This is a genomic window from Rhizobium sp. L9 (assembly GCF_002531885.1).
GTDB lineage: Bacteria > Pseudomonadota > Alphaproteobacteria > Rhizobiales > Rhizobiaceae > Rhizobium.
In genome coordinates, this window is sequence record NZ_NWSZ01000019.1 from 13,000 (window position 1) to 37,723 (window position 24,724).

24 protein-coding genes are annotated in these 24,724 nt (G+C 60.4%); 10 read left to right on the forward strand and 14 right to left on the reverse strand.

From position 1 onward, the window contains the following. Nucleotides 1-170 precede the first annotated feature (170 nt). The 3 genes from ugpC to denD form a co-directional block, all read right to left on the reverse strand. On the reverse strand, nucleotides 171-1,238 hold the full coding sequence (gene ugpC, locus CO660_RS19485) for a sn-glycerol-3-phosphate ABC transporter ATP-binding protein UgpC (protein ID WP_085781385.1): 1,068 nt from the start codon (nucleotides 1,236-1,238) through the stop codon (nucleotides 171-173). 71 nt (nucleotides 1,239-1,309) lie between these two features. After that, nucleotides 1,310-2,083 carry an SDR family oxidoreductase gene (locus tag CO660_RS19490; protein WP_097600114.1) on the reverse strand — a complete coding sequence of 258 codons (774 nt, stop codon included), beginning with the start codon at nucleotides 2,081-2,083 and terminating at the stop codon, nucleotides 1,310-1,312. Next, nucleotides 2,080-3,066, reverse strand: a complete 987-nt coding sequence (denD, locus tag CO660_RS19495) for a D-erythronate dehydrogenase (RefSeq protein ID WP_097600115.1) — start codon at nucleotides 3,064-3,066, stop codon at nucleotides 2,080-2,082. The genes CO660_RS19490 and denD overlap by 4 nt, the downstream gene beginning before the upstream one ends. Before the next feature lie 446 nt (nucleotides 3,067-3,512). On the opposite strand from denD, the gene CO660_RS19500 reads away from it, so the two are divergent. After that, on the forward strand, nucleotides 3,513-4,517 hold the full coding sequence (locus CO660_RS19500) for a LacI family DNA-binding transcriptional regulator (RefSeq protein WP_085781382.1): 1,005 nt from the start codon (nucleotides 3,513-3,515) through the stop codon (nucleotides 4,515-4,517). Nucleotides 4,518-4,549: 32 nt separating this feature from the next. Here CO660_RS19500 and CO660_RS19505 read toward each other — a convergent pair whose 3' ends face one another. Then, complete coding sequence (locus tag CO660_RS19505; RefSeq protein WP_097600116.1) at nucleotides 4,550-5,023, reverse strand: NUDIX domain-containing protein; 474 nt, start codon at nucleotides 5,021-5,023, stop codon at nucleotides 4,550-4,552. A gap of 97 nt (nucleotides 5,024-5,120) precedes the next feature. Here CO660_RS19505 and CO660_RS19510 point away from each other — a divergent pair, with 97 nt between their 5' ends. The 4 genes from CO660_RS19510 to CO660_RS19525 all read left to right on the forward strand — a co-directional run bounded on the left by CO660_RS19510 (nucleotide 5,121) and on the right by CO660_RS19525 (nucleotide 7,658). Continuing rightward, on the forward strand, nucleotides 5,121-5,942 hold the full coding sequence (locus CO660_RS19510; protein WP_085781380.1) for a DUF1206 domain-containing protein: 822 nt from the start codon (nucleotides 5,121-5,123) through the stop codon (nucleotides 5,940-5,942). A gap of 47 nt (nucleotides 5,943-5,989) precedes the next feature. Beyond that, nucleotides 5,990-6,487, forward strand: coding sequence for a metallophosphoesterase family protein (locus tag CO660_RS19515; protein WP_085781379.1), 498 nt, complete (start codon nucleotides 5,990-5,992; stop codon nucleotides 6,485-6,487). Then, on the forward strand, nucleotides 6,487-7,032 hold the full coding sequence (locus CO660_RS19520) for a GXWXG domain-containing protein (protein ID WP_097600252.1): 546 nt from the start codon (nucleotides 6,487-6,489) through the stop codon (nucleotides 7,030-7,032). Before CO660_RS19515 ends, CO660_RS19520 begins: the two co-directional genes overlap by 1 nt. Before the next feature lie 107 nt (nucleotides 7,033-7,139). Then, nucleotides 7,140-7,658, forward strand: coding sequence for a hypothetical protein (locus CO660_RS19525; RefSeq protein WP_097600117.1), 519 nt, complete (start codon nucleotides 7,140-7,142; stop codon nucleotides 7,656-7,658). A gap of 42 nt (nucleotides 7,659-7,700) precedes the next feature. On the opposite strand, the gene CO660_RS19530 is transcribed toward CO660_RS19525, so the two are convergent. The 3 genes from CO660_RS19530 to CO660_RS19540 form a co-directional block, all read right to left on the reverse strand. Continuing rightward, nucleotides 7,701-7,886, reverse strand: coding sequence for a hypothetical protein (locus tag CO660_RS19530; protein ID WP_097600118.1), 186 nt, complete (start codon nucleotides 7,884-7,886; stop codon nucleotides 7,701-7,703). A gap of 103 nt (nucleotides 7,887-7,989) precedes the next feature. Beyond that, nucleotides 7,990-8,346 (reverse strand): response regulator, encoded by a 357-nt coding sequence (locus tag CO660_RS19535; RefSeq protein WP_097600119.1) that lies wholly within the window; start codon nucleotides 8,344-8,346, stop codon nucleotides 7,990-7,992. Next, on the reverse strand, nucleotides 8,343-10,037 hold the full coding sequence (locus CO660_RS19540) for a cache domain-containing protein (RefSeq protein WP_097600120.1): 1,695 nt from the start codon (nucleotides 10,035-10,037) through the stop codon (nucleotides 8,343-8,345). The genes CO660_RS19535 and CO660_RS19540 overlap by 4 nt, the downstream gene beginning before the upstream one ends. Before the next feature lie 152 nt (nucleotides 10,038-10,189). On the opposite strand from CO660_RS19540, the gene CO660_RS19545 reads away from it, so the two are divergent. Both CO660_RS19545 and CO660_RS19560 read left to right on the forward strand, forming a co-directional pair. Then, a complete protein-coding gene (locus CO660_RS19545; RefSeq protein ID WP_097600121.1) occupies nucleotides 10,190-11,485 on the forward strand; it encodes a GGDEF domain-containing protein in 1,296 nt (431 codons plus the stop codon). Nucleotides 11,486-12,392: 907 nt separating this feature from the next. Beyond that, the gene (locus CO660_RS19560; protein WP_097600123.1) at nucleotides 12,393-13,160 is read left to right on the forward strand and encodes an IS5 family transposase; all 768 of its coding nucleotides are present in this window, start codon (nucleotides 12,393-12,395) and stop codon (nucleotides 13,158-13,160) included. A 270-nt stretch (nucleotides 13,161-13,430) separates the two neighbouring features. Here CO660_RS19560 and CO660_RS19565 read toward each other — a convergent pair whose 3' ends face one another. Next, nucleotides 13,431-14,612 (reverse strand): MFS transporter, encoded by a 1,182-nt coding sequence (locus CO660_RS19565; protein WP_097600124.1) that lies wholly within the window; start codon nucleotides 14,610-14,612, stop codon nucleotides 13,431-13,433. Between the two features lie 153 nt (nucleotides 14,613-14,765). Here CO660_RS19565 and CO660_RS19570 point away from each other — a divergent pair, with 153 nt between their 5' ends. Both CO660_RS19570 and CO660_RS19575 read left to right on the forward strand, forming a co-directional pair. After that, nucleotides 14,766-15,689, forward strand: a complete 924-nt coding sequence (locus CO660_RS19570; RefSeq protein WP_097600125.1) for a LysR family transcriptional regulator — start codon at nucleotides 14,766-14,768, stop codon at nucleotides 15,687-15,689. A gap of 773 nt (nucleotides 15,690-16,462) precedes the next feature. After that, nucleotides 16,463-17,101, forward strand: a complete 639-nt coding sequence (locus tag CO660_RS19575; RefSeq protein ID WP_097600126.1) for a hypothetical protein — start codon at nucleotides 16,463-16,465, stop codon at nucleotides 17,099-17,101. Nucleotides 17,102-17,199: 98 nt separating this feature from the next. Here the strand turns inward: CO660_RS19575 and CO660_RS19580 are convergent, their stop codons facing one another. The 6 genes from CO660_RS19580 to CO660_RS19605 all read right to left on the reverse strand — a co-directional run bounded on the left by CO660_RS19580 (nucleotide 17,200) and on the right by CO660_RS19605 (nucleotide 23,669). Further along, the gene (locus CO660_RS19580; protein ID WP_097600127.1) at nucleotides 17,200-18,798 is read right to left on the reverse strand and encodes an MFS transporter; all 1,599 of its coding nucleotides are present in this window, start codon (nucleotides 18,796-18,798) and stop codon (nucleotides 17,200-17,202) included. Further along, nucleotides 18,795-19,238 (reverse strand): DoxX family protein, encoded by a 444-nt coding sequence (locus CO660_RS19585; protein ID WP_097600128.1) that lies wholly within the window; start codon nucleotides 19,236-19,238, stop codon nucleotides 18,795-18,797. The genes CO660_RS19580 and CO660_RS19585 overlap by 4 nt, the downstream gene beginning before the upstream one ends. A gap of 162 nt (nucleotides 19,239-19,400) precedes the next feature. Next, nucleotides 19,401-21,383: an amidohydrolase gene (locus tag CO660_RS19590; protein WP_097600129.1), complete on the reverse strand. Its 1,983-nt coding sequence runs from the start codon at nucleotides 21,381-21,383 to the stop codon at nucleotides 19,401-19,403. After that, complete coding sequence (locus CO660_RS19595) at nucleotides 21,383-21,670, reverse strand: XapX domain-containing protein (RefSeq protein WP_097600130.1); 288 nt, start codon at nucleotides 21,668-21,670, stop codon at nucleotides 21,383-21,385. Before CO660_RS19595 ends, CO660_RS19590 begins: the two co-directional genes overlap by 1 nt. Before the next feature lie 65 nt (nucleotides 21,671-21,735). Beyond that, nucleotides 21,736-22,425: a hydrolase gene (locus tag CO660_RS19600; protein ID WP_097600131.1), complete on the reverse strand. Its 690-nt coding sequence runs from the start codon at nucleotides 22,423-22,425 to the stop codon at nucleotides 21,736-21,738. Between the two features lie 311 nt (nucleotides 22,426-22,736). Then, complete coding sequence (locus CO660_RS19605; RefSeq protein ID WP_097600132.1) at nucleotides 22,737-23,669, reverse strand: VOC family protein; 933 nt, start codon at nucleotides 23,667-23,669, stop codon at nucleotides 22,737-22,739. A 113-nt stretch (nucleotides 23,670-23,782) separates the two neighbouring features. Here CO660_RS19605 and CO660_RS19610 point away from each other — a divergent pair, with 113 nt between their 5' ends. Next, a complete protein-coding gene (locus CO660_RS19610) occupies nucleotides 23,783-24,682 on the forward strand; it encodes a LysR family transcriptional regulator (RefSeq protein ID WP_085781364.1) in 900 nt (299 codons plus the stop codon). Nucleotides 24,683-24,724 lie beyond the last annotated feature (42 nt).

Genomic DNA, 24,724 nt, shown 5'->3' on the forward strand with positions numbered 1-24,724 from the left:
AGCGGGAGCAATTCTCCGGCATTCACCTCCCGCTTGGTGAACGGCGGCCTGGCATCCCGGAGGCGTAAGCTCCCCTGGGAGGTTTGCGCTCCCGTGGGGCTCACCCCTCGAATGCTTGCGCTCCGGCGGAACGGAAGACTCCTCCTCTCCCCTTATCCCGCCGGATGGCGTCAGTCGGTCAATCTCATGCCGCCTTCGGCGTCGAAGAGATGCACATGCTTGGCGTCGATCGCCACGCGGATGGCTTCACCCGGACGGGCATCGACACGCTCGCGGAAGACGCAGCTGACATCGCTGCCGCCGAGGCGGACGGTCAGATGCGTCTCGTAGCCGGTCGGCTCGATTACCACGATCTCGGCCGGCAGCCCGTTGGCATCGAGCGAGATATATTCTGGGCGCAGCCCGTAGACGAGGTCACGGCCGATAGCGCTTGCCGGCGGATTGGAGACCGGCAGCCGCGTGCCGTTGGCAGCGACGAACTGGCTGGGGTTCTCCGGATCGAGCCTGCCGTGGATCATGTTCATTGCTGGCGAGCCGATGAAGCCGCCGACGAAGAGATTGGCGGGGCGGTCGTAAAGCTCGAGTGGGCTGCCGATCTGCTCGACGATGCCGTCATGCATGACGACGATCTTGTCGGCCATCGTCATCGCCTCGATCTGATCATGCGTGACGTAGACGGTCGTCGTTTTCAGGCGCTGGTGCAGTTCCTTGATCTCGGCGCGCATGGCGACGCGCAGTTTCGCATCGAGGTTGGACAGCGGCTCGTCGAACAGGAAGACTTCCGGATTGCGCACGATCGCCCGGCCCATGGCGACGCGCTGGCGCTGGCCGCCGGAAAGCTGGCGCGGATAACGGTCGAGCAGCTTGTCGAGACCGAGGATCCCGGCGGCATATTTCACCCGCTTTTCCGCTTCTGCCTTCGGCGATTTGTTGAGCATGAGCGAGAAGCCCATGTTCTGCTCGACCGTCATATGCGGGTAGAGCGCATAATTCTGGAACACCATGGCAATGTCGCGGTCCTTCGGCGGCAGCGTGTTGACGACGCGCCCGCCGATCCTGATCTCGCCGCCGGAAATATTCTCGAGCCCTGCCAGCATCCGCAGAAGCGTGGATTTGCCGCAGCCGGAGGGGCCGACGAGGATGACGAATTCGCCGTCGGCGATATCGATGTCCACCCCCTTGATGACGGGATGCGCGCCGAATGATTTCCGGACATCCGCGAATTGAACGTTTGCCATACTCCCTCCTCCCAGATCATGAGCACTGCATAACTGCATATAGGTCGCTTCGGCCGCAGCTGCAGGCTTTCTCACCCTCGCCCGACAAAGGGCATTTTTGTCGCCATCACGGTCATGGTCAGCACGTTGGCGCTGAGCGGCAGGCCGGCCATGTAGACGACCGCGTCGGCAATATGGGCCGGGTCGATCGTCGCCTCCGCGGCAATGCTGCCGTTGGCCTGCAGCACGCCGGCCGCAATTCTCGTCGTCATGTCGCTGGCGGCATTGCCGATATCGATCTGGCCGCAGGCGATGTCGAATTCGCGCCCGTCAAGCGCGGTTGATTTGGTCAGGCCAGTAATGGCGTGCTTCGTCGCGGTGTAAGGCGCGGAATTCGGGCGGGGCGTTGTGGCCGAGACCGAGCCGTTGTTGATGATGCGGCCGCCGCGCGGGGTCTGGCTCTTCATCAGCCGGAAGGCCTGCTGGGTGCAGAGGAAGGCACCGGTGAGATTGGCGGCGACGATGGCGCTCCACTGCTCGAAGGAAACCTCCTCGAGCGGCACTCCCGGCACAGTGACCCCGGCATTGTTGACCAGGAGGTCGAGCCGTCCGTATCTCTCCGAGATCGCGTCGAACAGAGCCCGCACCGAAGCGGGATCGCCGACATCGGCAGGAACTGCGAAAAACTCGGCCCCCGTTTCGCTGCCAAGATCGCTCGCCGCCTTCTCAAGCACATCGGCCCGTCGCCCTGAAATCACGACCCTGTAGCCGGCAGCGCCGAGTCCCCTTGATATGGCACGCCCGACACCGGTGCCGCCGCCGGTGACAAGCGCGATCCTTGCTTCTCCTCCCGCCGATATGCTCACGCAATCCTCCCGCCGAGTTCATCCTCGATATGCACCTGCAGAATTTCGTCGAAGCTCGTTTCCGCCGTAAAGCCGAGCGAAGAGGCTCTGGTCGCATCGAACTGAGTCGGCCAACCGGCGACGATGCGTTCAATCACGGGATCGGGCACGCGTTTGATGAAGGCGACCGCCTTGTCGCCGGCCACCCGGCGCAGAGCGTCGATCTCTTCGGAGACCAGCGCGGAAAGGCCCGGCATGGTGAGGTTGCGCCGCGCGCCGATCTTTTCGGTATCGATCGTCGCGGCATGGACAAAAAAGCCGACGGCCGCGCGCGGACTGGCAAACCAGTGCCGCACGCTGTCGCTGACCGGCAATATGGCTTCCTTGCCGACTAGCGGCTCGCGCAGAATGTTGGAGAAAAAACCGGAGGCCGCCTTGTTGGGTGCGCCGGGGCGCACGCAGATGGTCGGCAACCGGATGCCGATGCCGTCGAAGATGCCGCGGCGGGAATAATCGGCAAGCAGCAGTTCGGCGATCGCCTTTTGGGTGCCGTAGCTCGTCAGCGGCGTTGTGAAGAATTCGTCCGGAATGACCTCCGGGAACGGTGTGCCGAAGACGGCGATCGAGGAGGCAAAGACGACGCGCGGTACATAATCGCTCTTGAGGCCGAGCTGACGGATCGCATCGAAGAGAGCGCGCGTGCCGTCAAGGTTGACGGCGTAACCCTTGTCGAAATCAGCCTCCGCCTCACCCGATACGATGGCGGCCAGGTGAAAGATCAGATCCGGCCGGCTTTCAATCAGCCTGTCAGCTGCGCCGGCAGAGGCAAGGTCAACCGTCAGTGCCGTCGAGACGGGCCGAAGCGATGCCGGCACCGGCGGCTGAAAGGCATCCACCAGTGTCAGACGGGTGACGGGCCGGCCGAAAGCGAGCGGCTCGCGCCCGATCTTCTCGACCAGCTTGCGGCCGACCATGCCGGCTGCGCCCAGGATCATCACATGCATATCGGCTCTTCCTCCCGTCGGCCGGTCTCTTCGGTCAAGATCAGGCTACTCTTCGTATTGTCTTGTGGTCACTCCCCGGCCGGCTCGCGACGCGATCTGGAACCGGCCCGATCGGCATATGCCTGATCGAATTCAGATAGGTTTGCAACCTGCGGGTCAAGTCACCTTTCCTGATCCGCAGATGATCGGTATCGAACGTTAATCAGATGCCGGTCCCTCCGAAGTGCTGCCTGTCCGCCCATCGACTCCCATTCGACGACCATGGCCTTCCTTGTCCCCCGCGCGGCTTCTCTCCCGTTTCCGATGGCTGGTATCGATACCGGTATCGGTAACAACGCCCATTTTTACCGTGCATGTCAAGTAGCGAGTGTTTTCCTTTTTTGGAAAAGAGCCTATGAGTCTGACGTTGCCCGCTGGCGAGGCAGTTCGACGATGGGGTCGGTGCGATGCGTAAATCCACACTGGAAGAGGTTGCCGCTGCGGCAGGCGTCAGCAAGATGACGGCATCGCGCGCTCTTCGCGGCGCCGCCGACGTCTCCAAGGAGACCCGCGAAAAGGTGCTTCAGCAGGCCGAGCGGCTAAACTATGTCGGCAACCGGCTGGCGCTCTCACTGTCGTCGCAGCGCACCAACCTCGTTGCCGTCGTCGTTCCCAGCATGTCCAACATCGTCTTTCCCGAAATGCTGGCGGGCATTTCCGCCGGGCTGCGCGGATCCGGCATGCAGGCGGTGTTCGGCATCTCCGACTATGACATGGCGAAGGAACGCGAAATCATCCGCGACATGCTCTCCTGGCGGCCCGCCGCCATCATCGTGACGGGCCTCGATCAGCCGGCGGAAACGGTCAAAATGCTGCAGAATGCAGCCATTCCCGTCATCCAACTGATGGACCTCGACGGCACACCGATCGATTTCAACGTTGGCCTCTCGCACGGCAAGGCTGGGGAAGAGATGGCAAAGGCGCTTTTGGCGGCCGGTCGCCGGCGGTTCGGTTATATCGGCAGCGCGATCGACAGAGATCTGCGCGCAGGCAAGCGGAAGGCCGGCTTCGAGAAAGTGCTGCGCGAGAGCGGCCTTTCCTTCGTGGACGAGCGGTTCAACGCCGCCTATTCCTCAGTGGCGCACGGCAAGCGGCTGTCGATGTCCATGCTTGCCGCGACCCGGGATCTCGATTGCATCTATTATTCCAACGATGACATGGCAACGGGCGGCGTCTTCGCATGCCTGGAACTCGGCATTTCCAGCCCTGCCGAAATCCTGATCGCCGGCTTCAACGGATTGGATGTTGCCAGTGCCCTCCCCGTCAGGATTGCGACCTCGATCTCGCCGCGGCGCCAGATGGGCGAAGCCGCCGCCGCGCTTCTGCTAGCCGCGAACAGCGGTGACGAAAACCGGATATGCGAAAAAGTAATTGCTTTCACTCCGGAGATCACCGGAGTCGATCGAGGTTAAAGGCCTCGCGTGCTTCAGGCGATTGAGCGCGTTCACTGGTCTCGACCGAGCTGTTTTACGAGATCGGCAAGCATTGCGGCCTGGCCCTTGAGAATCTTGATCTCAGCGTCTGCGATCGCAAACCACCCAGCGCGGTCGACCTCGGGAAAACTTTGGATCCGACCCGATCGCGGCGGCCATTCGATCTGAAACTCCGAACTCCGTACCTTCTCGACATCAAGCGTGACGTCCGCCTCCACCGACCAGACGACCACCACCTTTCCGCCAGGCTGGCGATATTCCCCGAGCGGGACGAAGCTTCCCTTGATTTCGACGCCGAGCTCCTCCTGCGCCTCCCGGATTGCTGCCGACAGTTCGTCTTCGCCGGCCTCGATCAATCCTTTCGGGATCGACCAGGCGCCATCGTCCTTCGTCGCCCAGAAGGGACCGCCGGGATGGACGAGCAGGACCTCCGGCCTCGTCTCCCAAAGTCGGTAGATAAGAAGCCCGGCGCTACGGACCGGCATCGGCAACTCCCTCAATGATCATGGTCTTTCCTCGAGGACAACTTTCCGCGCGGTGGCGCGTTAGAGCTGACAGCCACACAGACGCGCGGAGAATACCATGCCCAAAGGATTTCGTTTCGACCTGCTTGCCAAGAGCGGCTATGTGGCGCGCGGTATCGTGTTCCTCCTCGTGGCGGGCCTCGCTCTCTTCTCCGGCGTTGCCGGGGGGAAGCCGGAAACGAAATCGGCACTTTCGACGCTTCTCGAACAGCCCTTCGGCCGCGTCTGGGTCGGGCTCATCGGCGTCGGACTTCTGGGTTTCGTCGCTTGGCGACTGGCGCAGTCGCTCGCCGACAGCGACGGCCATGGCCGCGACACTAAGGCCATCGCCATCCGCGCGGTTTTCTTCGGCAGCGCCGTTGTCTATCTCGGGCTTGCCGGATACGCGCTGGGGCACGCACTCTTCAGCGGCGGCGGAAGCGAAGGCTCGGGTGAGAAGGGATTGGCCCAGTGGATCATGTCGCAGCCGTTCGGCGCCTATCTTGCCATGGCCGTCGGTCTCGGCTTCATCATCGGCGGGGTCGTGACGGCGGCTAAGGGCATCACCAGGAAATTCGAGCGCTATCTCAGGCTCGCCGACGCCAGCGGCGTGGTGACCTCGGTCTGCGTCTACGGCCTCGTCGCCCGCGGCATCGTCTTTGTGATCACCGGAATCTTTTTCGCCTATGCAGGTTTTCGTGTTGACCCTGAGCAGGCAGGCAGCATGGCGGACGCGCTCGAATGGGTGAGACGGCTTCCTTTCGGCGCCATCCTCTATATCGCCGTGGCGATCGGACTGGCGGCCTTCGGGATCTATAACCTCGTCGAAGCGCGCTATCGCATCGTGCACAGCCCGTCCCTTGACGACGTGAAACATTCGATCCCCACACCTGGCCATTAGCAAAAACGGCGGCTTCCCAAGCAGGCGGGCTGCGCCATCTCTGTCAGATGATCTATTTTACCGGCGATACCCATTTTGCAGATCCCCGCGTCCTTCGCATCGACCGACGCCCCTTTCCCGACATGACGTCCCACGACGTGACCCTGATCCAGAACTGGAACGAAATCATTGGCCCGCAGGACGATATCTGGCATCTCGGCGACTTCATGTCGTTCCGCGGTGGGGACTGCGACCAGCTCCTTTCGATGCTGAACGGGCGGAAGCACCTCATCATCGGGAATAATGATCCCCCGGCGACGACAGAGGCGACCGGATGGGCAAGCGTTCAGCACTACAGTGAGATGACGCTGGACGATCATCTGCTGATCCTGTGCCATTACCCCTTCCGCACCTGGAAGAAGATGGGGAAGAAGTCGATCAATCTGCACGGACATTCCCACGGCCGCCTCAAGCCCCTGCCCCGCCAGTACGATGTCGGCGTCGATGCGCAGGGCCTCAGGCCGGTGTCGCTGCAAGCCCTGTTGTCAACGAAGCCGGGGTCATGATGCCGCTGAAAAGCGCTAAGCGACAGAACGAAATGACGGCCTGGTTCTCTTCGCTGGCGCCGGTCCAGCCGACCGAGATGCTCGGCCTGTGGCGAGGTGCGGGCATACCATCGGATCACCCGCTCGACGGCGTTCTCGAGAACCTCGGCTGGTTCGGCAAGCGGTTTCACGCCGACATGCGCGCGGACGCCCTCCTCTTTCAGTGGCGGTCGGATCGGCTAGTCGCGATCGAGCCCGGAATTATCCCAATCAGCCTGGCGATAACGGCGGCGCCGTTCGGCCGCACTCGGATCGCCCGGAACTGGTTCTCCTATCTGCAGAAGGCACTCCGGGCGCGGGGCACGACCGCCTCGTTGAAGCTTCGGACGTTCGACAACGTCAGCACTGCTGCGATGGTCTACGACAGGCAGCCTATCGCCGACTATTTCCGCAGGATGGGAGATCACGAAGTGGCCGGTATGATGTGCGTCGATAATGATCCCCGTCGCTATTTCTTCAATCTCCGCAAGATCGAAGTCGTATCTCAGCGAGCCGTCCCAGATTGAATGAGGAGGCGACTGCCCGATGCCGCCACGATGGCACCAGCGCCTCGGCGCCGGGAACAATCTGCCGCGTTCGCCAGTTGTAAGGGCACGCTAGCGTGGGGGATATCATGCGTGCCGTCCTGATCGCGACTTTGCTCTCGCTCTCCTGCTTGCCGTCGAACGTAAAGGCGTCCGAGGCAGGATTTTTGCAATCCTTGGCAGGTGACTGGAGCGGGGGTGGAATGGTGCTCACCAAGATAGGCGGCACCAATTTCAATGTCTCGTGTACCCTCAGATCAGATGCCAGCGCATCCGCCGTCTCGATGAACGGAAAATGCCGCGGCCTGGCGGTTTTCACCCGAAGTTTCTCGGCGAGTGTGAAGGCAGCCGGGCAGCGTTATACCGGGAATTACATCGGTCCATCGGGGCAGCCGTCCAAGCTTGCCGGCAGCAGGAACGGTGAGGCACTGAACCTGCGTGTGACCTGGGCGCGGATCGTCAATGGCGATCGAGACGCCACGCTGATGATTGAGAAAGTCGGGCAAGACAGGTTGCGACTGCAAACGGTTGACCGAGATCCGACCTCGGGCCAGTCGGTCGTGACGAGCCGCATCGATCTACAGCGTCCCTCGCCAGCGAAGAAGTGAGGCCTCCTCCTGACATCAAGAGGTTTTCCCGCCGCAGCACCTTCAGTGCTTTTTGGCGTGATGGTCGCCTCGGTCGCCTTCCCCGGGCTTGGTGTCATTCTTTGCCCGCCGCCGCTTGTCTGCCGACAGCGAGCGGCCGACGTCGTCGGATTCCTTGAAGCGACCGCGCTTGTCGCGGCGGACGTAGCGCTTGTCGGTGCCCGTATCTACCAGTTCACGTTTCGACATGATCGTCTCCTTTGCTGTTGGATTAGGGAAACGCACAAGATTCCAAAAGGATGCATGGCTCAGCGTCCAAGGACGCCTCGGCGACGTTTTTGAAGACCATGCTTTAGGCGGCCATCCTGACGAGCGCATCGGTGAGCTTGCGGATGTCGTAAGGCTTGGAGAAGAAGAGGCCGCGCTCAGGCAGGTCATTCGCGTCGGGCTGCTTCATGCCGGAGGCGAGGATAATTTCCACCGGCGGCCAGCGGTCGCGGACAGCCTTTGCCAGCATCAAGCCATCCATGCTGCCCGGCATGTCGATATCCGTAAACAGGATCCGGATGCCGGGCACTCTTTCGAAAAGCATCAGCGCCTCGTCGGCATTGCGTGCCTCGAGCGCCTCAAAGCCTGCCTCCTCGACGATGGCGACCGCCATCATCATCAGCAGAGCTTCGTCCTCGACCACGACTACCTTTGTTTTCATGTCTGGCTCGTATGCTTTTCGTCCCGGCTTGGAGGGTCAACTTCGCCTTTGGCAACCGGTTCCCCAATAGAAAATATTACTTCGAAGATGAGGCCTTCGGTCCGGTAGTCCACCCGGGATCGCGCCTGCGCCTTCGAAGGGAAGGCACGTTCTATGAGCACCGAGCCGAAGCCCTTTTTCGTCGGCGTCGAGACCGGCGGGCCGCCGGCTTCCCTCCACAGAAGCTGGACGCGTCCATCCTCATGTTTCCATTCGATGGTGACTGTTCCATTTTCGCTGCCGAGGCTTCCATACTTGGTTGCATTGGTCGCCAGCTCATGAATCACGAGCGAGAGCGGCAGGGCGGTGTCTGCGGGAAGAACGACGTCCGGTCCTTCGAGATGAATGCGCTCGGCTTGCGAGGCGACATGCGCCCGCAGGGCTGCGGAGAGGATATCCCGAATGGGCGAAGCCGACCCCTCCCGCGACAGGATGAGGTCATAGGTGCCGGCGAGGGCTGCGAGCCGCTCGGCGAAGGAATTGTATCTCTCCGGATCGGACCGCGAGAAGGTCTGTCTGGCAATCGCCTGCACGAGCGTGAAGCCATTCTTGACGCGATGCGCCAGCTCGCGGACGAGCAGGCTTCGTTCCTCCTCCGCCTGCTGATTTTGGCGCCTGCGCTCTTCGAGTTCATCGAGCAGCCGATCGAAGGTTGCGCCGACCTGCCCCAGCTCGCCCGGTCCCTTCATGCCGGTCCGCGCCGTCGTCTGACCGCTGCGCCAACTTTCCATCACATCCGCGATCCTGGAGATCGGTATCAGGATGAAGCGGTTGCCGATAAAAATCGCGGCGAGGAAGGCGAAAAGCGCACCGCCGATGATGGCGAGCGTATTCATCAGCGTCGCCCGGTCGATCGGCGCGAAGGCTTCCGCTTTCGAGAAGCCGGCGCTGACATAGAGTGGGTTGGAAGGCAAGGCTATCGGGCGATAGCCGACGATATGCGCTGTTCCGTCCTGGCCGGTCATCTCGATGACATCAGGCTGTTCGGCGTGGATCAGCCGCTGGTATTCCTCGGGCATAACCGTACCGACGAACTGTTCGGGAGAGGGAACGTGCGCAATGATAGTCCCTTTGGCGTCGGCGAGCGTCACCGCATTGCCGGGAGCAACACCGCGCTCGGTGATGCGGTTCTGCAGCCAGTCCAGCCGAATTCCGCTGATGATCATCGCCTTGATGCTATCGCCTTCCATCAGCGGCATCGCGAGCGGCAACACCGGGCGATCGGAAAGGCGGCTCTGCGTATAGGTGCCGACGACGAAGTCTTTGGTCTCCAGAGTCTGCCGGAAGTAATCGCGGTCGGAAAACACCACGCCCGGGGGAAAAGCCATGCTTCCGCAGATCGGCCGCCCATCGAGACCGGCGACGAAGATGGTGCGGATGTTGGGGATGCTTTCGACAACCGACTTCAGTGCATCGTTGCAAGCCTGGACGTCGAGGTGCCGGACGGAAGGCATGGCGGATACGGCGACGAGAAGGGCGTGCAGACCCTCGATGATCCGTTCGACTTCCGACGAGGCTTGCCTCGCCGCCTGCGCCGCGGAGGCGCGCACTTCCTCGTTGCGCTGGTGGCGGAGCGCGACTTCGTTGTAGACGAGCATCGCAACCACCGGCGCCAGCGCCGCGACCGCAACTGCAACCAGTTTGAGCCTCATCCTGTCCCCTTTCGGAAAAGGGTTGGTAGCATGAGCGAGACGATCCGGCCCAGACCGCGCGCGCAATCTTGTTTACAAAATATCAACATACGAATCCCGATGCGGGTACGTAAGCCTTGCCGGGCTTTGCATCGCGGCTAGTTAAATCAAAGATGAGTGATGCCAAAAGCACTTCCTCTGAAACCTCTCCAGCGGGCTCTGTTCCGCCACGGCCGCTGTCTGGCGCAATGGCGGATGAGGTCGAACGTCTTTTATCGGGCCGAACCCGCGATATCCGCCTGACGGGCGAGCTGCGCCGCCGTTTTGACGAAAGGCTGTGGCGGCAGACCGCGAAGGTCATCCGCTCCTGGATGATTTGGGTCGCATTCGTCGATGTTCTGACGCTGGCGCTGAACGCACTCCTGCTTCCCGGGCAGATCGTTCTGTCGATGATTGCCCCCGCCTGCCTTTTGCCGCCGGCGGCAATCTTGACCGCGGTCGTCTGGAACAAGCCGCGGCCGGCGGCCGTTCAGCGGGCGTCGCTGCTTGTGGGAATGTTCCTAATTCTCCTCTCGGTCGGGCTCGTCGGCGTTTTTGCCGGCGGCGAATTTTACGAGCGGCATTTGAGCATCATGTTGTTCGTCGCGACGAGCGCAATCACCATCTTCAGCGTACCGCTGGCCTGGACGATTGCAATTGCCTGTTATGCCCTTTGTCTCTACTTCATCCTCCAATGGTACAACCCGCTCTTGGAAGCGGGCAGTGTCGTCGCCGCGACCCTGTTCTTTTCCTGTGGGATCATCGCTACGGTGGTCGCCAGGCGAACGATGAATATTCTGGCGCAGAAGACATTTCTTCTGGACTGCAGGGATCAACGCCGTGTCGCGGAGCTGGCCGACGCGAACGCCCGATTGGAGCGGCTGGCCCGAACCGACCCGCTCACCGGGATCGCCAATCGCCGTTGGATGATGGAAACGCTCGAGGGCCTCTGGCGCAATGGCCGCGAAACTGGCGTCGCCATGCTGATGTGCGATATTGATCATTTCAAGGGGCTGAACGATAAGCTCGGCCATGGCGAAGGCGATCGCTGCCTCGTCAAGGTTGCCGGCATCATCCAGAGCTGCGTGCGCGCAGATCGCGATCTTGTCTCTCGCCATGGCGGCGAGGAGTTTCTCATCGTGCTTCCTGATGTCGATGAAGAAGAGGCCATCGCGGTCGCCCGGCGAATACGCGAAAGCGTGGAAGCGGCCGCCCTGCCGAACCCGGCCTCCAGCGTTGGCCCCTCGGTGACGCTGAGCGTCGGGGTGGCGTTCAAATCGGCACTCGATACGGATGTTTCGTTGGCCAATCTCCAGCACGAGGCCGACATGGCGCTTTACCGCGCCAAGGAGGCCGGACGCAACCAAGTCTCGATCTTTCGTCGTCCGCCTGCTGCCGCCGGGCAGACCGCCGCGCGACGTCAGGGGTAGCGGATAGGCAGATCGATCAGAGCTCCTTCCCCCGAACGATCATCCAGCCCGCAGCCACATAGTCGACGGTCGCGGGAAGGCCGGCCCTATGGCCAGTCGGGTGATCGAGGTCATCGGATCACCAGGATCAATACCATCGCGATGGCGGAGATGAAGCCGGTGACGCTCAGACCGAATGTCAGATATTCGGCTGTCTTTTGCCCGTGATGGCCAAGCTCCACGTTCCAAGCACAGCCGCGAAGCCTCCGGCCAACCAGCTCGCCAACGTCAATATGCCAAGGAGAAGCGCCCAATGTGTTCCTGTGTCCATCGTCTTGCTCCCGTTACGGCTACTTTTCCTCGCAAGGGAAACGCTCCTGCGCGTCTGATCAGTAACCACATAGCTGCCGTTTTGTTTCCGTGCGGTATCTGCAATTTCGTCCAAAGCCGCCAACTAGGCCGTGAACTCGTAAATTCGAAATGACCGGTGGAGAGTTTCAGAACGGGCTATTCTGATTGCCATCGCATCCGTTGCGCGTCCACACGATCTGCTCCCATGTGCTCGATGAAGGCGTCCCTCAGGCGGGAAAGCCATCTTTCTCTGTAGGCCAAGGGAGCATCGGCCTCGCCTTCTGCGGTGAGGACCCATTCAGCGAACTGGGTTGCGGTCACTGTGCCCGAGTTTGGCATGAAGTCAGTCACGTGCACATATTTGTCTGCCTGCACGCTCCCGCAGTGACCCCAGCCGACACAGACCTGATGCATGAGCGCATCGAAACCGGTTTTTCCTGTCATGAAAGTGCGCAGTGATTGAGGCGGGATGCCTGCGAGCGCGTCATCAGATTACAGCGCCCCGTGTAAGCCCGCAATAGGATTGGCTATCGAACGACTGCTTTCATGTCGCGGCGAATTCTGATTCACGCTCCGCATGAGCCGATATGATCTGACTGACTTCGAATGGCGAGTGATTAAGCCGCTGTTGCCCAACAAATCACGGGGTGTCGCTCGCGTCGATGACCGGCGAGTGCTGAATGGCATCTTTTGGGTTCTTCGATCTGGAGCCCCCTGGCGTGATGTCCCAGAACGATATGGACCATATACGACATGCTACAATCGCTTCAGGCGTTGGACGATGGCTGGAATTTGGGACAGGCTCATGGAAGCTGTCACGAGCGATTCGAATGATGGAATCGCTATGATTGACGGCACTTCTGTTCGCGTCCATCATCTGGCGGCCACGCTAACGACCGAACACCCGGATCGTTGCCTTGGGCGAAGTCGCGGTGGTCTCACGACCAAAATTCATGCCGTCACTTATGGCAAGGGGCTACCGATCAAGATTGCTATCACGCCCGGTCACGCTCACGACCTAACTGCGGCGAAAGAGCTGCTTACTGATCTATCCCAAGGTGATATGGTTGTTGCAGACAAAGCCTATGATGCCGACTGGCTCCGCGCGGAGGTCAGAATGAAAGGATCATGGGCGAACATTCCGCCAAAATCCAACAGGAAGAGGCCAGTCGTCTTCAGCCCTTGGCTTTACAGAAAGCGAAATCTCATTGAGCGGTTCTTTAGTAAGCTCAAATGTTTTCGACGGATTGCGACCCGGTATGAGAAGTTGGGCACGAGTTTCCTCGCCATGACAAAACTGGCCTGTGTGCGCCTCACGCTTCGCCATAACGAGTCCACGGCCTAGTTCATCGGCCATCAGCAGTCGTGTTTTCAGCAGATCTCTTGGATCCTTCGGTAACCAGTCGGGGAAACAATCTGGCCCTCAATGAAGGCAGCGATCGTCTCGAAACCACGCCCGTTGATCGCCATCAGCCGAGAAACGAAATTTCGCCCCCCGGGCGTCAGGCGTCCTCCGAAAGCGCGGAAAACTGGCGGGCTTTCAAAGTAGACATGGGAATTCTCCTGGGTGAGATCCTATGGGGCGACCCGGCGCCGAACGCGCCGGGTCGCTGTGTTAGGCTGTCTTCAGGGCCGGAACCGCGCGACGGTCGAGAGCGCCGCTCAACACGGTCAGCAACAGAGCGATGACAACCAGGAGGGCACCAACCCAAGGGGTCGCACCGAGGCCAAGCGGCGATTCAACCACCAGGCCGCCCAGCCATGCGCCGATCGCGATGCCTAGGTTGAAGGCGGCAATATTGAGAGCCGATGCGACGTCCACGGCACCCGGACGGTGTTCTTTGGCCAGTTTGACGACATAGAGCTGGAGGCCGGGCACGTTGCCGAACTGAAGGAACCCGAGCGCAGCAAGGGTGACGATCGCCAGAACCGGCGAGGCCGCGGTAAAGGTCAAGATGACAAGTACAATGGCCTGCAAGATGAACAGACCGATCAATGCCTTGACCGGGTTAAGGTTGGCGATCCTGCCGCCGGCAATGTTGCCGATTGCGATTGCGATGCCGTAGAGAACCAAAATAAGGCTGACGCTCTCCTCGGAGAAGCCGGTGATTTCCTGCAGGATTGGCGCCAGAAAGGTGAAGGCGACGAAGGTGCCGCCGTAGCCAAGCGCTGTCATTGCGAAGACGATGAGCAGACGACCGGAGCCAAGAACGCGAAGCTGATCGAGTAGGCTTGCCGGCGGCGCCTTCTTGAGCGTGTGCGGCAACAGGGCGGCAATGGCGAGGAAGGCGATGACGCCGAGTGCGGCAACGGCCCAGAAAGTCGAGCGCCAACCGAGGATCTGGCCAATATAGGTGCCGAGTGGCACGCCCGTGACGATGGCAACTGTCAGGCCCATGAACATCATGGCAATGGCCGAAGCGCGGCGGTTCTCCGGCACGAGATCGGCGGCAATGGTCGAGCCGACCGAGAAGAACACGCCATGGGCGAAGGCGGCGATCACCCGGGCCACAAGCAGCAGATCGTAGCCCGGCGACGACGCCGCGATTGTATTGCCAACGATGAACAAGGCCATCAGGCCGAGCAGCAACGGCTTTCTTTCGATTTTGGCAGTGAGCGCCGTCAGGATCGGCGCGCCAAAGGTGACGCCGAGCGCATAGACGCTGACGATAAGCCCGGCAAGCGGCAGGGTAATGTTGAGGTCTGTGGCAACGGTCGGCAAAAGACCGACAATCACGAATTCTGTGGTACCGATCGCATAGGCCGCGATCGTCAAGGCTAAGATTGCTAAAGGCATGATAAATTCCTTCCGCTCGCCGTTGAGGTGGCGGCTGCAAAGACAGCAGCGCTGTCAGACGAAGTTGTTGACCGCAATATGATTGCACGGAACTTTTGTGATAATTGGCACTATTGAAGAAACAGATGTGAATCGAATTCACAGGAAGACACGATGGATAATCGCACTGGTGAAATGGAAGTATTTGTAAACGCAGCGGAATTGCAGAGTTTTTCGGCGGCCGGACGGCGCCTGAAACTTTCGCCCTCGGCGGTGAGCAAGCTTGTCACCAGGATTGAGGACCGGCTCGGGACCCGACTGCTCGTCCGCTCAACCCGCACGATGACGCTCACGCCGGAAGGCGAAATTTATCTGGAGAGAGCCCGGCGAATCCTGGGCGACATTGCGGAGACTGAACGGATCATCGCGTCTGGTAGAAAAGTCGCGCCGCGAGGGATTCTCAGGGTCAATGCCTCCGTTGGCTTTGGCGAACGCTATCTGCTCCCGCTCGTCCCGAAGTTCCTCAAACTCTATTCCGAAGTGCAACTCGACATATCACTTACGGACGGCGTCATTGGCTTGATCGAAGAGCGGACCGACATTGCGATCCGCTCCGGCCCCATGGAAGATTCGTCACTGAAAGCCCGAAAACTCCTTGAAAGCCGGCGCGTCATTGTTGCATCTCAGGCCTATCTGGATGCCCATGGCATACCAAAGACACCGGCCGATCTCGCTGGCCACAATTGCCTGACTTTCAATTTCCGCCGAACGCTCAACGAGTGGCCCTTTCGAGCGCCGGGATCGACCGAGATGTATCGGTTGACCGTATCCGGCAACAGCGCGGTCAACAGCGGAATGGCCATACGCAGGCTGTGCCTTGCCGGCGTTGGTTTGGCTCGCATCGGCCAATTTCATGTAGAGCCAGAGATCGACTCTGGATTACTCATCCCCGTGCTGGAAGAATACAATCCTGAAGACATCGAATTGATCCACGCAGTATTCGCCGGGCACGAGCACCTCGCAGCCCGCATTCGCGCTTTCATAGATTTCCTTGCGGAAAATGTCGGCAAAGATCGTCCGCCGGAACAGGTCATCTGAAACTCTAGAAAGGTAAGGTTCAAATACATGGTCCACCCTAAAATACGGTATCAAGCCTGACCGCTTTGCCCAGCTGCCGAGTGGCGACGTCCGCCGGTCTGTTCTCGCGCATCTCGGCCGACCCAATCTCAGGCCTGTGCCGAAGCAAGTCGATTGTGCATTCTCGAGCGGCCGATATTCCCACCGCCGCCCATCCGTCGCTTGCCCTAAACCCTGACGATACGCTTGCCGGGATTTGGACCCCTTTCCGGCGTGGGCGTCTTTCTGTTGATTGGCGCCGCCTCTGCTGCCCTATTTCAAGCGAGGGGAAGACAACGACCGGTAGTTCGATGTCTGTCACGGTACGGGCGATCCTCTCGAGTGTCCGACCTACCGCACGTCAGCCGCTTGACTCGCGGCTTTCTGCCGAGGTTGCGGGCGTTCCTTTCACCGCAGATTTCAAGGGCGCTCGTCAACGTGGACATAGACTCGAGGGAGTTGGTCGGAACCTTGGCGATGTCCTGAATGGCCGCGTTCCTTGTGGTAAAACCCGTCAATGTAGTACGAAGTCAAGCCGATCAAATCGCTGGCCGCTGGCGGCGGAAGGACTTGAGCGGCCCTGCCGCTTTAAAGTGGGTGATCCCTCACGGCAGGGTGGGTGCCTGCTAACAGAACGGACACAATAGGCCGCCCTGGTGGATCAAGCAAAATCGCCCGAATGTGCGAAGCGCCAAAGGCGGGCATCGGACAGGCAGCCGGTTGACGCTCGCCGCTTCCGACCCATCTGCTCCGGTATGCCCAACACGAAGACGAAAAATAAGAGCGATGATCCCGAGCTGATCAGGGAGTGGTCACTCCCCGTGGAGGCGACGCTCGGATCGGCTGTCAGGGTGAAGGGAATCCTGCAGGAGATCCGGTCCCGCCTGCCCCCGGCGGTCAGAAAGTCGCTGGATGTGCAGTCGGGCGAGCTTACCCTCGTCATGCCGGAGACTTCGAAGACGGCGTTTCGCGCGACCTCGTCGATTGTGACCGAAGCCCTCCAGAACATTTCAGACCTTCGGATCATCCCTCGCGAGATCGAGGACATCCTAACGATCACGGCCTCTGAAAGGATGCGTTGGCTGGAGGATGGGCGTCTTCCGAGCGCTGGAACGAGAACTGTCCGGCTGCAAGGCCGAGCGCGACGGATCACCTTCCACGTATTTGATCCACGGGTTGTAGAGGATCTGCTCGACCGCGGGGCCGTGGACGAATGGCGCGAGCAAGACGCGGTGGTGAAAGCGGAAAACCGGCGACGCGCCGCCTATCAGGCGAAGCTGACGCGTTCACTGAAAAAACAAGAAAAAGTCAAACAAGCTGATGCGAACGATGACGACCCCGCGACCGGGCTGAGCGGTTGGGACGAGTTCGGGAGCGAAGGCCTGCTGCGGTAGGATTGGCGGCGTTCGCATCGCAAAATGATCGCAGGAGTTACCTAGCTCGCCAGAGCATTTGGAGGCGGCGGCCGTAGCCGCCACCCCTTTTTTCCGTGTCAAGCCGCCGCCGGTCGGTTGATTGTCAGGAAGTGCCGGACGACGGGTTTCTCAGGACCGGCATGGTAAGCCAGAACCTTCCCCTGCAGATCGGCGTCGGCGTTCGAGACCCGCTTGTGCTGGCGAAGATGTTCAGCCCAGGATTCCACCATGAACCACTCGACGATCTTCTCAGGGTCCGCCGAGTCCTCAGTGACACCCCATCCGTAGGCACCGTCGCGGCGACGTTCCCTGGAAAGATGGTCGAGAGCGTGCAGGAAGGCTGTGCGGTGCTGCTTCTCGACCTTGTATTCGATCAGGATGAGAACTGGGCCACGATCATGGGCAACTGGCTCGGCAACGAGCGGCTCGGGCCAGTGGTTGGACGGCACAAGGTCGGCATCGCCTGCGGGAAGCTTCACGCGGTGCATGATGAACCCGGCGATGAGCAGGCCGGCCGCTCCAATGAGCAAGGTGGACTGGATGCCGACAGCTTCGCCGACTGCACCCCAGCCGAGACTTCCGGCAGTCATCGCACCGTTGAAGACGGTCAGATAGACGGCAAGACCACGACCACGCACCCAGTTCGGGAGAACGGCCTGCGCTGCCCCATTGAGTGTAGTCAGGGCAGTGATCCATGCTCCCCCGAGGAAAAGAAGGACCACGATGGCAATGATCTTCGGCGGCGCAAGCGACAGGACTCCCATGACGGCTGCTGTGACAAGCGCGGCGCCGAGAAGCAGTCCGTCCGAGCTCAAGCGTTCACGCAGCTTCGGCATCACCAAGGCTCCCCCGATCGCACCAGCACCTACCGCACCAAGCAGGATGCCATAGAAGCCTGCATCACCACCGAGGAGTTGTCGGGCAACGAGCGGAAGAAGAGCCCAGACTGCGCTGGCGAAGGCAAAGAAGATCGCGGCCCGCAGAAGCACGACGTGCAGTGGCTCGCTCGAGCGGGTGTAGCGAAGTCCGGCCCGGAACGCACCGAAGAAGTTCTCCTGAAGCGCATCGTTGGAGTTCTTTGTCCGCGGCCACCAGACAAGAGCTGCGATCACGACGACATAGCTGGCCACGTCCGCGCCATAGGTGATCCCGGCTCCGAAGGCTGCGAGAAGCAGGCCACCCGCGGCAGGCCCGATGGAGCGGGCGATGTTGATGCCGAGCGAGTTGAGCGCCACCGCGCTCTTCACGTCCTCGCGCTTCACCAGTTCCGGCACAATTGCTTGCCATGTCGGTCCCATCAATGCCGCGCCAATGCCGCCGAAAAAGGTCAGGCCGATCAGCGCGCTGACCGAAAGCATGCCTGTCTGCGAGAGAACCATCAGCGCGATGCTGACAGAGGCGAGTAGCACCTGGATGGCGATCAGGAACTTGCGGCGATCGAGGATGTCGGTGAGAACGCCTGCGGGGATGCCAAGCAGGAAGATCGGCAGGGTTCCGGCAGCCTGGACCATGGCGACCGCGGCCGGCGATGCGGACAGATCCGTCATCAACCAGGAGCTTGCGACATCGCGCATGAAGGTTCCGGTATTGCCGATAACGGTGGCGATCCAGAGGACAGCGAACACGGGCTGCGCAAGCGGCGCGAAGGCTCCCGCGGATGATTTTGCGGCGCTCATTTGCCTGCTCCCTTTGTGAGGTCGAATGCTGCAACGAACACGAATGCGCCAGCAAGGCCGACGTGTTCAAAGAAGGCATTGGTGGCCAGTATGCGGTCCATTCCAGACGCCATTTCCCAGAAGCGGAGGGCGACGAGGGTCGCTAGAAGCGTGAAGCCTGCCAGTGCCAGCGCGCCCGCCCAGCGCAGGAAGCCCGAGACAACCATGGCGGAGGCCGTCAGCTCGAATACGATGACCGCTACTGCGAAGAAGGAGGCTGGGTGCAGACCGAAGTGATCCATCTCGCTCAGGGCACCGTTGAAGTCGAAGACCTTGGTGAGCGGGCCTTGGATGTAGGCCGCGCAAAGAGCCATCAGCGACGCCGTCCGCACGACAGGCGATCTGACGACGCGTGCCACGCCGCTCCGGATTGGATTGGATGATTGAGTTTGGTAGGTCATATCTGCTCCTGTATGTTCGCCGCAAGCGGCTGCGTTCGATGGAGCGATATTGGCTGGTTACCGCATTGCCAACAATTGCAGCAATAGTTTCGATTTAATTGCGAAATCGGCAATTATGGAGTGACGCCCGGGTGCCGATGGGCCACCCGAGCTGAATGTTCGTCAGACCGCCCAGCAGGAGCAGCCGAGAGCGCCGAAGAAGCCCTTGAGGTCGGCAATCGGGAGCTTGGATGTCCAGGCTCCGGCATGGTCGTGGCCGTGCACGCCGCAATTGCTCGCACATGCGCATGTAGAGATAGCGGTGCGGCGCAGCGAACGAGCGCCTGCCCCTTCCGGTTCACCCCAAGCCGCGTAACCGCCGAACTTGCGGACAGGCGACCAGTCGGGCATCGCGGGCGGGATGTCGTTCTCGTCAAGCGCCTTGAAGTCACCCGCGCCGTACACGATCTTGCCGCCGACCATTGTCAGTTCCGAAACAAGGAAGGAGATCTCGTCCTCGGCGCAGGAGAAGAAATCCTTGTCCGGCACCACGAGATCGGCGAACTGACCCTTCTCGATGCGGCCTTTCTTGCCTTCCTCGTTGGAGAACCATGTGACCTTTTCGGTCCACATCCTGAGCGCCGTCTCGCGGTCGAGGCAATTGACACGCGGATAGAGCTGCATGCCGCCGAGCGTCTTGCCAGTCACCATCCACGACAGCGAAACCCACGGATTATAGGAGGCGACGCGGGTGGCATCGGTCCCGGCCGAGACGTTCACGCCCTTGTCGAGCATCTTCCTGATCGGCGGTGTCGCTTCCGCCACGCCGTGCCCATAGCGCTCAACGAAGTATTCGCCCTGATATGCCATACGATGTTGTGTGGCGATACCACCGCCGAGCGCGGCGATACGGTCGATCGAGCGATCCGAGATGGTTTCGGCATGGTCGAAGAACCAGTTTAGTCCCTCGAGTGGAATGTCCTTGTCGACCTTCTCGAACACGTCAAGGGCACGGGAGATCGTCTCGTCATAGGTGGCGTGCAGACGCCACGGCCAGCGATTTTCGGCCAGGACGCGGACGACCTCTTCCAGCTCTCCTTCCATTTCCGGAGCCATCTCCGGACGGGGCTGGCGGAAATCCTCGAAGTCGGCGGCCGAGAACACAAGCATCTCGCCCGCACCATTGTGCCGGAAGTAGTCGTTACCCTGCTTGTATTTGACCGACTGGGTCCAGTTCAGGAAGTCCTGCTTCTCTTCCTTCGGCTTCTGGGTGAAGAGATTGTAGGCCAGCCGCACCGTCATCTGGTTCTCGTCGGACAGCTTCTGGATGACCTCATAGTCGTCAGGATAGTTCTGGAAACCACCACCCGCGTCGATCACACCTGTCACGCCAAGTCGGTTCAACTCGCGCATGAAGTGGCGGGTAGAGTTGACCTGGTAGTCCAGCGGAAGCTTGGGCCCCTTGGCAAGCGTCGAATAGAGAATGCCTGCATTCGGCTTGGCCAGCAGCATACCGGTCGGATTGCCGTTGGCATCGCGTGTGATCTCGCCTCCGGGCGGGTTCGGGGTGTCACGGGTGTAGCCGACAGCGCGGAGAGCCGCACCGTTGAGCAGCGCACGATCATAGAGGTGCAGAAGGAACACGGGTGTGTCAGGCGCGACAGCGTTGATCTCGTCGAGAGTGGGCAGCCGCTTTTCGGCGAACTGATGTTCCGTGAACCCGCCGACGACGCGAACCCACTGCGGCGCGGGCGTGATCGCCACCTGGCGCTTCAGCATGTCCATCGCGTCGGCGAGCGAGCGCACGCCGTCCCAGCGCAGTTCCATGTTGTAGTTCAGGCCACCGCGAACAACATGGGTATGGTTGTCGATAAGGCCGGGGAGAACGCGCTTGCCCTTGAGGTCGATGATCTTAGTGCTGGAATCAGCGCGCGCCATGATCTCACTATCGGATCCGACTTCGAGGAACAGCCCATCCTTAATGGCGATTGCCGTCGCATTCGGATTGGTCCGGTCAAGGGTCGTCACGCGGCCATTGTGGAGGATCAGGTCGGGATGCATGGTATCTACTCCGGTCTGTCTGGGATCGGCAGCTTTCGCTGGTGAGAAGAGGTTCGAGAAGGCCAAGCTCGATGCACCTCCGAGAAAGGATCGACGCGTGGTCATCAGCCCCGCTCCTCTACACTCGCCTTTGCCTTATGAGCAATGTTGATGCGGTCGCCGCCCCTCGGCAGGTGACCGAAGATGTGCGGCTTGATCTGATGAACCCATGAGATCGCCGCCGGCTCGTTTCTCCAAAGCGTCTTCGCGAACGGAATAATTTGTTCGCCGACAAGGATTCCGAGAAGGCCGATCAGGGCAATGACAGGCGGTGCTGGTGATCGGACGTTGAGAAGGCTATAGACGGTCCCGACCAGCAGGCCAGCGCCAAGCGACATTAGATAGATTTTCATGAGATGTTCTCCGATTGCGGAAAGGACCGCTCCGATGGGGTGATCGGAGCGGTCTGATCAGACTGTTACTTTGCGGGATTCGGACCGATGCGCTTGCCGTGCTTGACGCGTTCTTCTGCGCCATGAACCATCGTGTAGGCGTAGTCGATGCCCATTCCGTACGCGCCCGAATGCTCCTTTACGAGGGCTGTGACCGCATCGTAGGTCTCCTTGCGGGCCCAGTCGCGCTGCCACTCGAGCAGGACCTGCTGCCAGGTGACCGGAATCACGCCGGCCTGCACCATCCGATCCATCGCGTATTTGTGCGCGTCGGCTGAAGTGCCGCCGGAAGCATCCGCAACCATGTAGATCTCGTATTCCGGGACATCATGGAGGGCCGAAAGCGCGAACGTCGTGTTGCAGACTTCGGTCCACAGACCGGAGACGACGATCTTCTTGCGGCCCTCGGCGGCATTCTTCGCCAGCGCGTCGCGGACGTTCTGGTCGTCCCAGGAGTTCATCGAGGTGCGTTCGAGAAGGTCGTTCTCCGGGAAGACAGCAAGCAGTTCCGGATACGTGTTACCCGAGAAGGATTGTGTCTCGACTGTGGTGATCGTGGTCGGGATGTTGAAGATCTTGGCGGCCTTGGCAAGCCCGACGACATTGTTCTTCAGCGTCTGACGATCGATCGACTGGACCCCGAACGCCATCTGCGGCTGCTGGTCGATGAAGATGAGCTGGCTGTTTGCCGGGGTCAGGACTTCGAGCTTGGACATGGTCACTTCCTCTTCGGTTGTTTGGACCGCCTGTTGCGGTGTTATAATGGGCAGCAGCAATTGATCGGACGCGGGTGCGACGCTCGTTCGGAGAACCTGTTCCTGGATCCGTCTCGGAGCCGCTCACTCGTTGTCTTGGCTGCTGAAAACAAACTTATCGCACGGCTGATGCCCACGGAATTGCAATAAGACTTTCCATTGAATTGCGGTATCTGCAACAATCGTTAGACCGCAAGCGCGGCCGAAATGGAAAACGCCGCGGCCCTTTCGGACGCGGCGCTCTTATCGTGGCTTTGACGGGAGATTGCTGCTCACGCCGCCAATGGCACGAGGTTGGCCTGAATCTCGGTGCGGTAGTTCTCGTATCGGCTTGGGAGCTTGAGAGCCTCCCCAAGATGCGCCGTATCCTCGTCCCGGTTGAAGCCGGGCTCGCTCGTCGCGACCTCGAACAGCACCCCGCCAGGCGTGCGGAAGTAGATCGCCCAGAAATAGTCGCGGTCGATGACGGGCGTCACCTGATAGCCTGTATCCATGAGAGCTTTGCGCACTTCGAGCTGCTTCTCGCGGTTTTCGACGGCGAACGCGATGTGGTGCACCGAACCTGCGCCTTGGCGCGCAAAAGGCGTCTTCGGCAACGCTGCCAGATCGATCGTGTCTGCCCCATTGCCGTCGGGGATAATGAATCGGGTCACGTTGCCCTCTTTGTCAGCGCGCTGGTAGCCCATAAAGCCGAGCAGCTCTTCGGTCGCAGCGGTGTCGTGCAGACTGAATCTTGCGCCGGCGAAACCGCGAATTGCCGCATCGTCGGGAATTCCATTGGCAACCCAGGGTGCCCGCTTGTCGTCGGAGGATTCAATGAGAGCAAGGACGTCGCCGTCTGGCCCCATGAAGCGAAGCCGGTTGGCGCCAAACACGGTGTCGAGTTCCAGTCCCTCCACGCCCTGCCCGGTGAAGCGGTCCTGCCAGAACATCAGCGAACCCTTCGGCACTGAGAACTGTGTTTCGCCAACTTCGCCAACACCGGGGCGGCCGAGCATCATGTTTGGAAACGGGAAGTAGGTCATCACTGTCCCGGCCGACCCCGTCTCGTCACCGTAGTAGAGGTGATAGACGCTGGGGTCATCGAAGTTGACCGTCTGCTTCACGCGGCGCAGACCAAGCGTATCGGTGAAGAAGCGATTGTTCTGCCGCGCGTCCGATGCCATCGAAGTCACGTGGTGTAATCCCTTGATGTCCTTAATCATGGAGAGGCCTTTCAGTGGGCATTGAAATTGTTCATCTGAAAACTACGCCCGTTGATCGCCATCGGGTATTGCAATATTCCTCTCGAGTGAATTGCAAATCCTGAAACAATGACATGAACGATTATAAAGCCCTCAGAACCTTCCTGCTCGCGGCCGAGAAGCGAAATTTCGCCCAGGTCGCCCGCGAGTTGGACATGACGCCGGCAGCCGTCACACGCGCGATCGCAGCACTCGAGGCGGAACTTGGCGTGCAGCTTTTCGTGCGCACGACAAGGCAAGTCTCGCTGACGACTGACGGCGCAATCTTCGCCGCGCAGATCCAGCCAGCGGTGAAGACGCTGGAAGAAGCGCGCCGCGAAGTTATGAATGCACACAAGGCGGACGAAGGGCGGCTGCGGATCAGCGCGCCGACGTGGTTCGGCAAGACCGTGCTGCCGCCGATCCTGTCAGGTTTCAAGGAACGCTATCCGAAGATGAGCTTTGAGATCTCCTTGTCCGACGGTTTGGTGAATATCGTCGATGACGATTACGATCTGGCGATCCGCATCTCATCACAGCCTTCGGACAAGTACACCATCTGGAGAAAAATCAGGGTAGTGCCGCGCATCCTGGTCGCGGCCCCGGGGAGCCGTTTCGCCGATATGCAACATCCCAACGAACTAAAGCCAGACGACTGCCTCGCCTATAGTGGCGAAAGCCGGCGCGAGAACTGGCTATTGTCCGACGGTGGCTCAAGCATCACGATCTCGGCAGGTCGGGCCTTCAGCGCCAACAGTGGCGAGGTACTGGCGGACATGGCCGCCGACGGTGCAGGTGTCGCACTGCTCCCAGGATTCAACATCGCCGATCACATCAGGAGCGGTCGTCTCGTCCACGTCTTCAAGGGATGGGCGCCGCCTGACCTGTGGCTGACGCTGTTTTACCCGCCGTACCAAGCCCTTCCACCACGCATCGCTTCATTCTCGAAATTCTTCGAAGAGCAAGTCGCGGCGCAGATGGTCATGCTGGATTGACGCACACCGCCGCGCATCATCACGGATCCTCAGGAAACTTAC

What these genes read in the sequence shown, in the direction of transcription:
- ugpC (WP_085781385.1), bottom strand. Translation starts at nt 1,238, where the DNA reads ATGGCAAACGTTCAATTCGCGGATGTCCGGAAATCATTCGGCGCGCAT.
- denD (WP_097600115.1), bottom strand. Translation starts at nt 3,066, where the DNA reads ATGCATGTGATGATCCTGGGCGCAGCCGGCATGGTCGGCCGCAAGCTG.
- CO660_RS19500 (WP_085781382.1), top strand. Translation starts at nt 3,513, where the DNA reads ATGCGTAAATCCACACTGGAAGAGGTTGCCGCTGCGGCAGGCGTCAGC.
- CO660_RS19505 (WP_097600116.1), bottom strand. Translation starts at nt 5,023, where the DNA reads ATGCCGGTCCGTAGCGCCGGGCTTCTTATCTACCGACTTTGGGAGACG.
- CO660_RS19510 (WP_085781380.1), top strand. Translation starts at nt 5,121, where the DNA reads ATGCCCAAAGGATTTCGTTTCGACCTGCTTGCCAAGAGCGGCTATGTG.
- CO660_RS19515 (WP_085781379.1), top strand. Translation starts at nt 5,990, where the DNA reads ATGATCTATTTTACCGGCGATACCCATTTTGCAGATCCCCGCGTCCTT.
- CO660_RS19520 (WP_097600252.1), top strand. Translation starts at nt 6,487, where the DNA reads ATGCCGCTGAAAAGCGCTAAGCGACAGAACGAAATGACGGCCTGGTTC.
- CO660_RS19525 (WP_097600117.1), top strand. Translation starts at nt 7,140, where the DNA reads ATGCGTGCCGTCCTGATCGCGACTTTGCTCTCGCTCTCCTGCTTGCCG.
- CO660_RS19530 (WP_097600118.1), bottom strand. Translation starts at nt 7,886, where the DNA reads ATGTCGAAACGTGAACTGGTAGATACGGGCACCGACAAGCGCTACGTC.
- CO660_RS19535 (WP_097600119.1), bottom strand. Translation starts at nt 8,346, where the DNA reads ATGAAAACAAAGGTAGTCGTGGTCGAGGACGAAGCTCTGCTGATGATG.
- CO660_RS19540 (WP_097600120.1), bottom strand. Translation starts at nt 10,037, where the DNA reads ATGAGGCTCAAACTGGTTGCAGTTGCGGTCGCGGCGCTGGCGCCGGTG.
- CO660_RS19545 (WP_097600121.1), top strand. Translation starts at nt 10,190, where the DNA reads ATGAGTGATGCCAAAAGCACTTCCTCTGAAACCTCTCCAGCGGGCTCT.
- CO660_RS19560 (WP_097600123.1), top strand. Translation starts at nt 12,393, where the DNA reads ATGAGCCGATATGATCTGACTGACTTCGAATGGCGAGTGATTAAGCCG.
- CO660_RS19565 (WP_097600124.1), bottom strand. Translation starts at nt 14,612, where the DNA reads ATGCCTTTAGCAATCTTAGCCTTGACGATCGCGGCCTATGCGATCGGT.
- CO660_RS19570 (WP_097600125.1), top strand. Translation starts at nt 14,766, where the DNA reads ATGGATAATCGCACTGGTGAAATGGAAGTATTTGTAAACGCAGCGGAA.
- CO660_RS19575 (WP_097600126.1), top strand. Translation starts at nt 16,463, where the DNA reads ATGCCCAACACGAAGACGAAAAATAAGAGCGATGATCCCGAGCTGATC.
- CO660_RS19580 (WP_097600127.1), bottom strand. Translation starts at nt 18,798, where the DNA reads ATGAGCGCCGCAAAATCATCCGCGGGAGCCTTCGCGCCGCTTGCGCAG.
- CO660_RS19585 (WP_097600128.1), bottom strand. Translation starts at nt 19,238, where the DNA reads ATGACCTACCAAACTCAATCATCCAATCCAATCCGGAGCGGCGTGGCA.
- CO660_RS19590 (WP_097600129.1), bottom strand. Translation starts at nt 21,383, where the DNA reads ATGACCACGCGTCGATCCTTTCTCGGAGGTGCATCGAGCTTGGCCTTC.
- CO660_RS19595 (WP_097600130.1), bottom strand. Translation starts at nt 21,670, where the DNA reads ATGAAAATCTATCTAATGTCGCTTGGCGCTGGCCTGCTGGTCGGGACC.
- CO660_RS19600 (WP_097600131.1), bottom strand. Translation starts at nt 22,425, where the DNA reads ATGTCCAAGCTCGAAGTCCTGACCCCGGCAAACAGCCAGCTCATCTTC.
- CO660_RS19605 (WP_097600132.1), bottom strand. Translation starts at nt 23,669, where the DNA reads ATGATTAAGGACATCAAGGGATTACACCACGTGACTTCGATGGCATCG.
- CO660_RS19610 (WP_085781364.1), top strand. Translation starts at nt 23,783, where the DNA reads ATGAACGATTATAAAGCCCTCAGAACCTTCCTGCTCGCGGCCGAGAAG.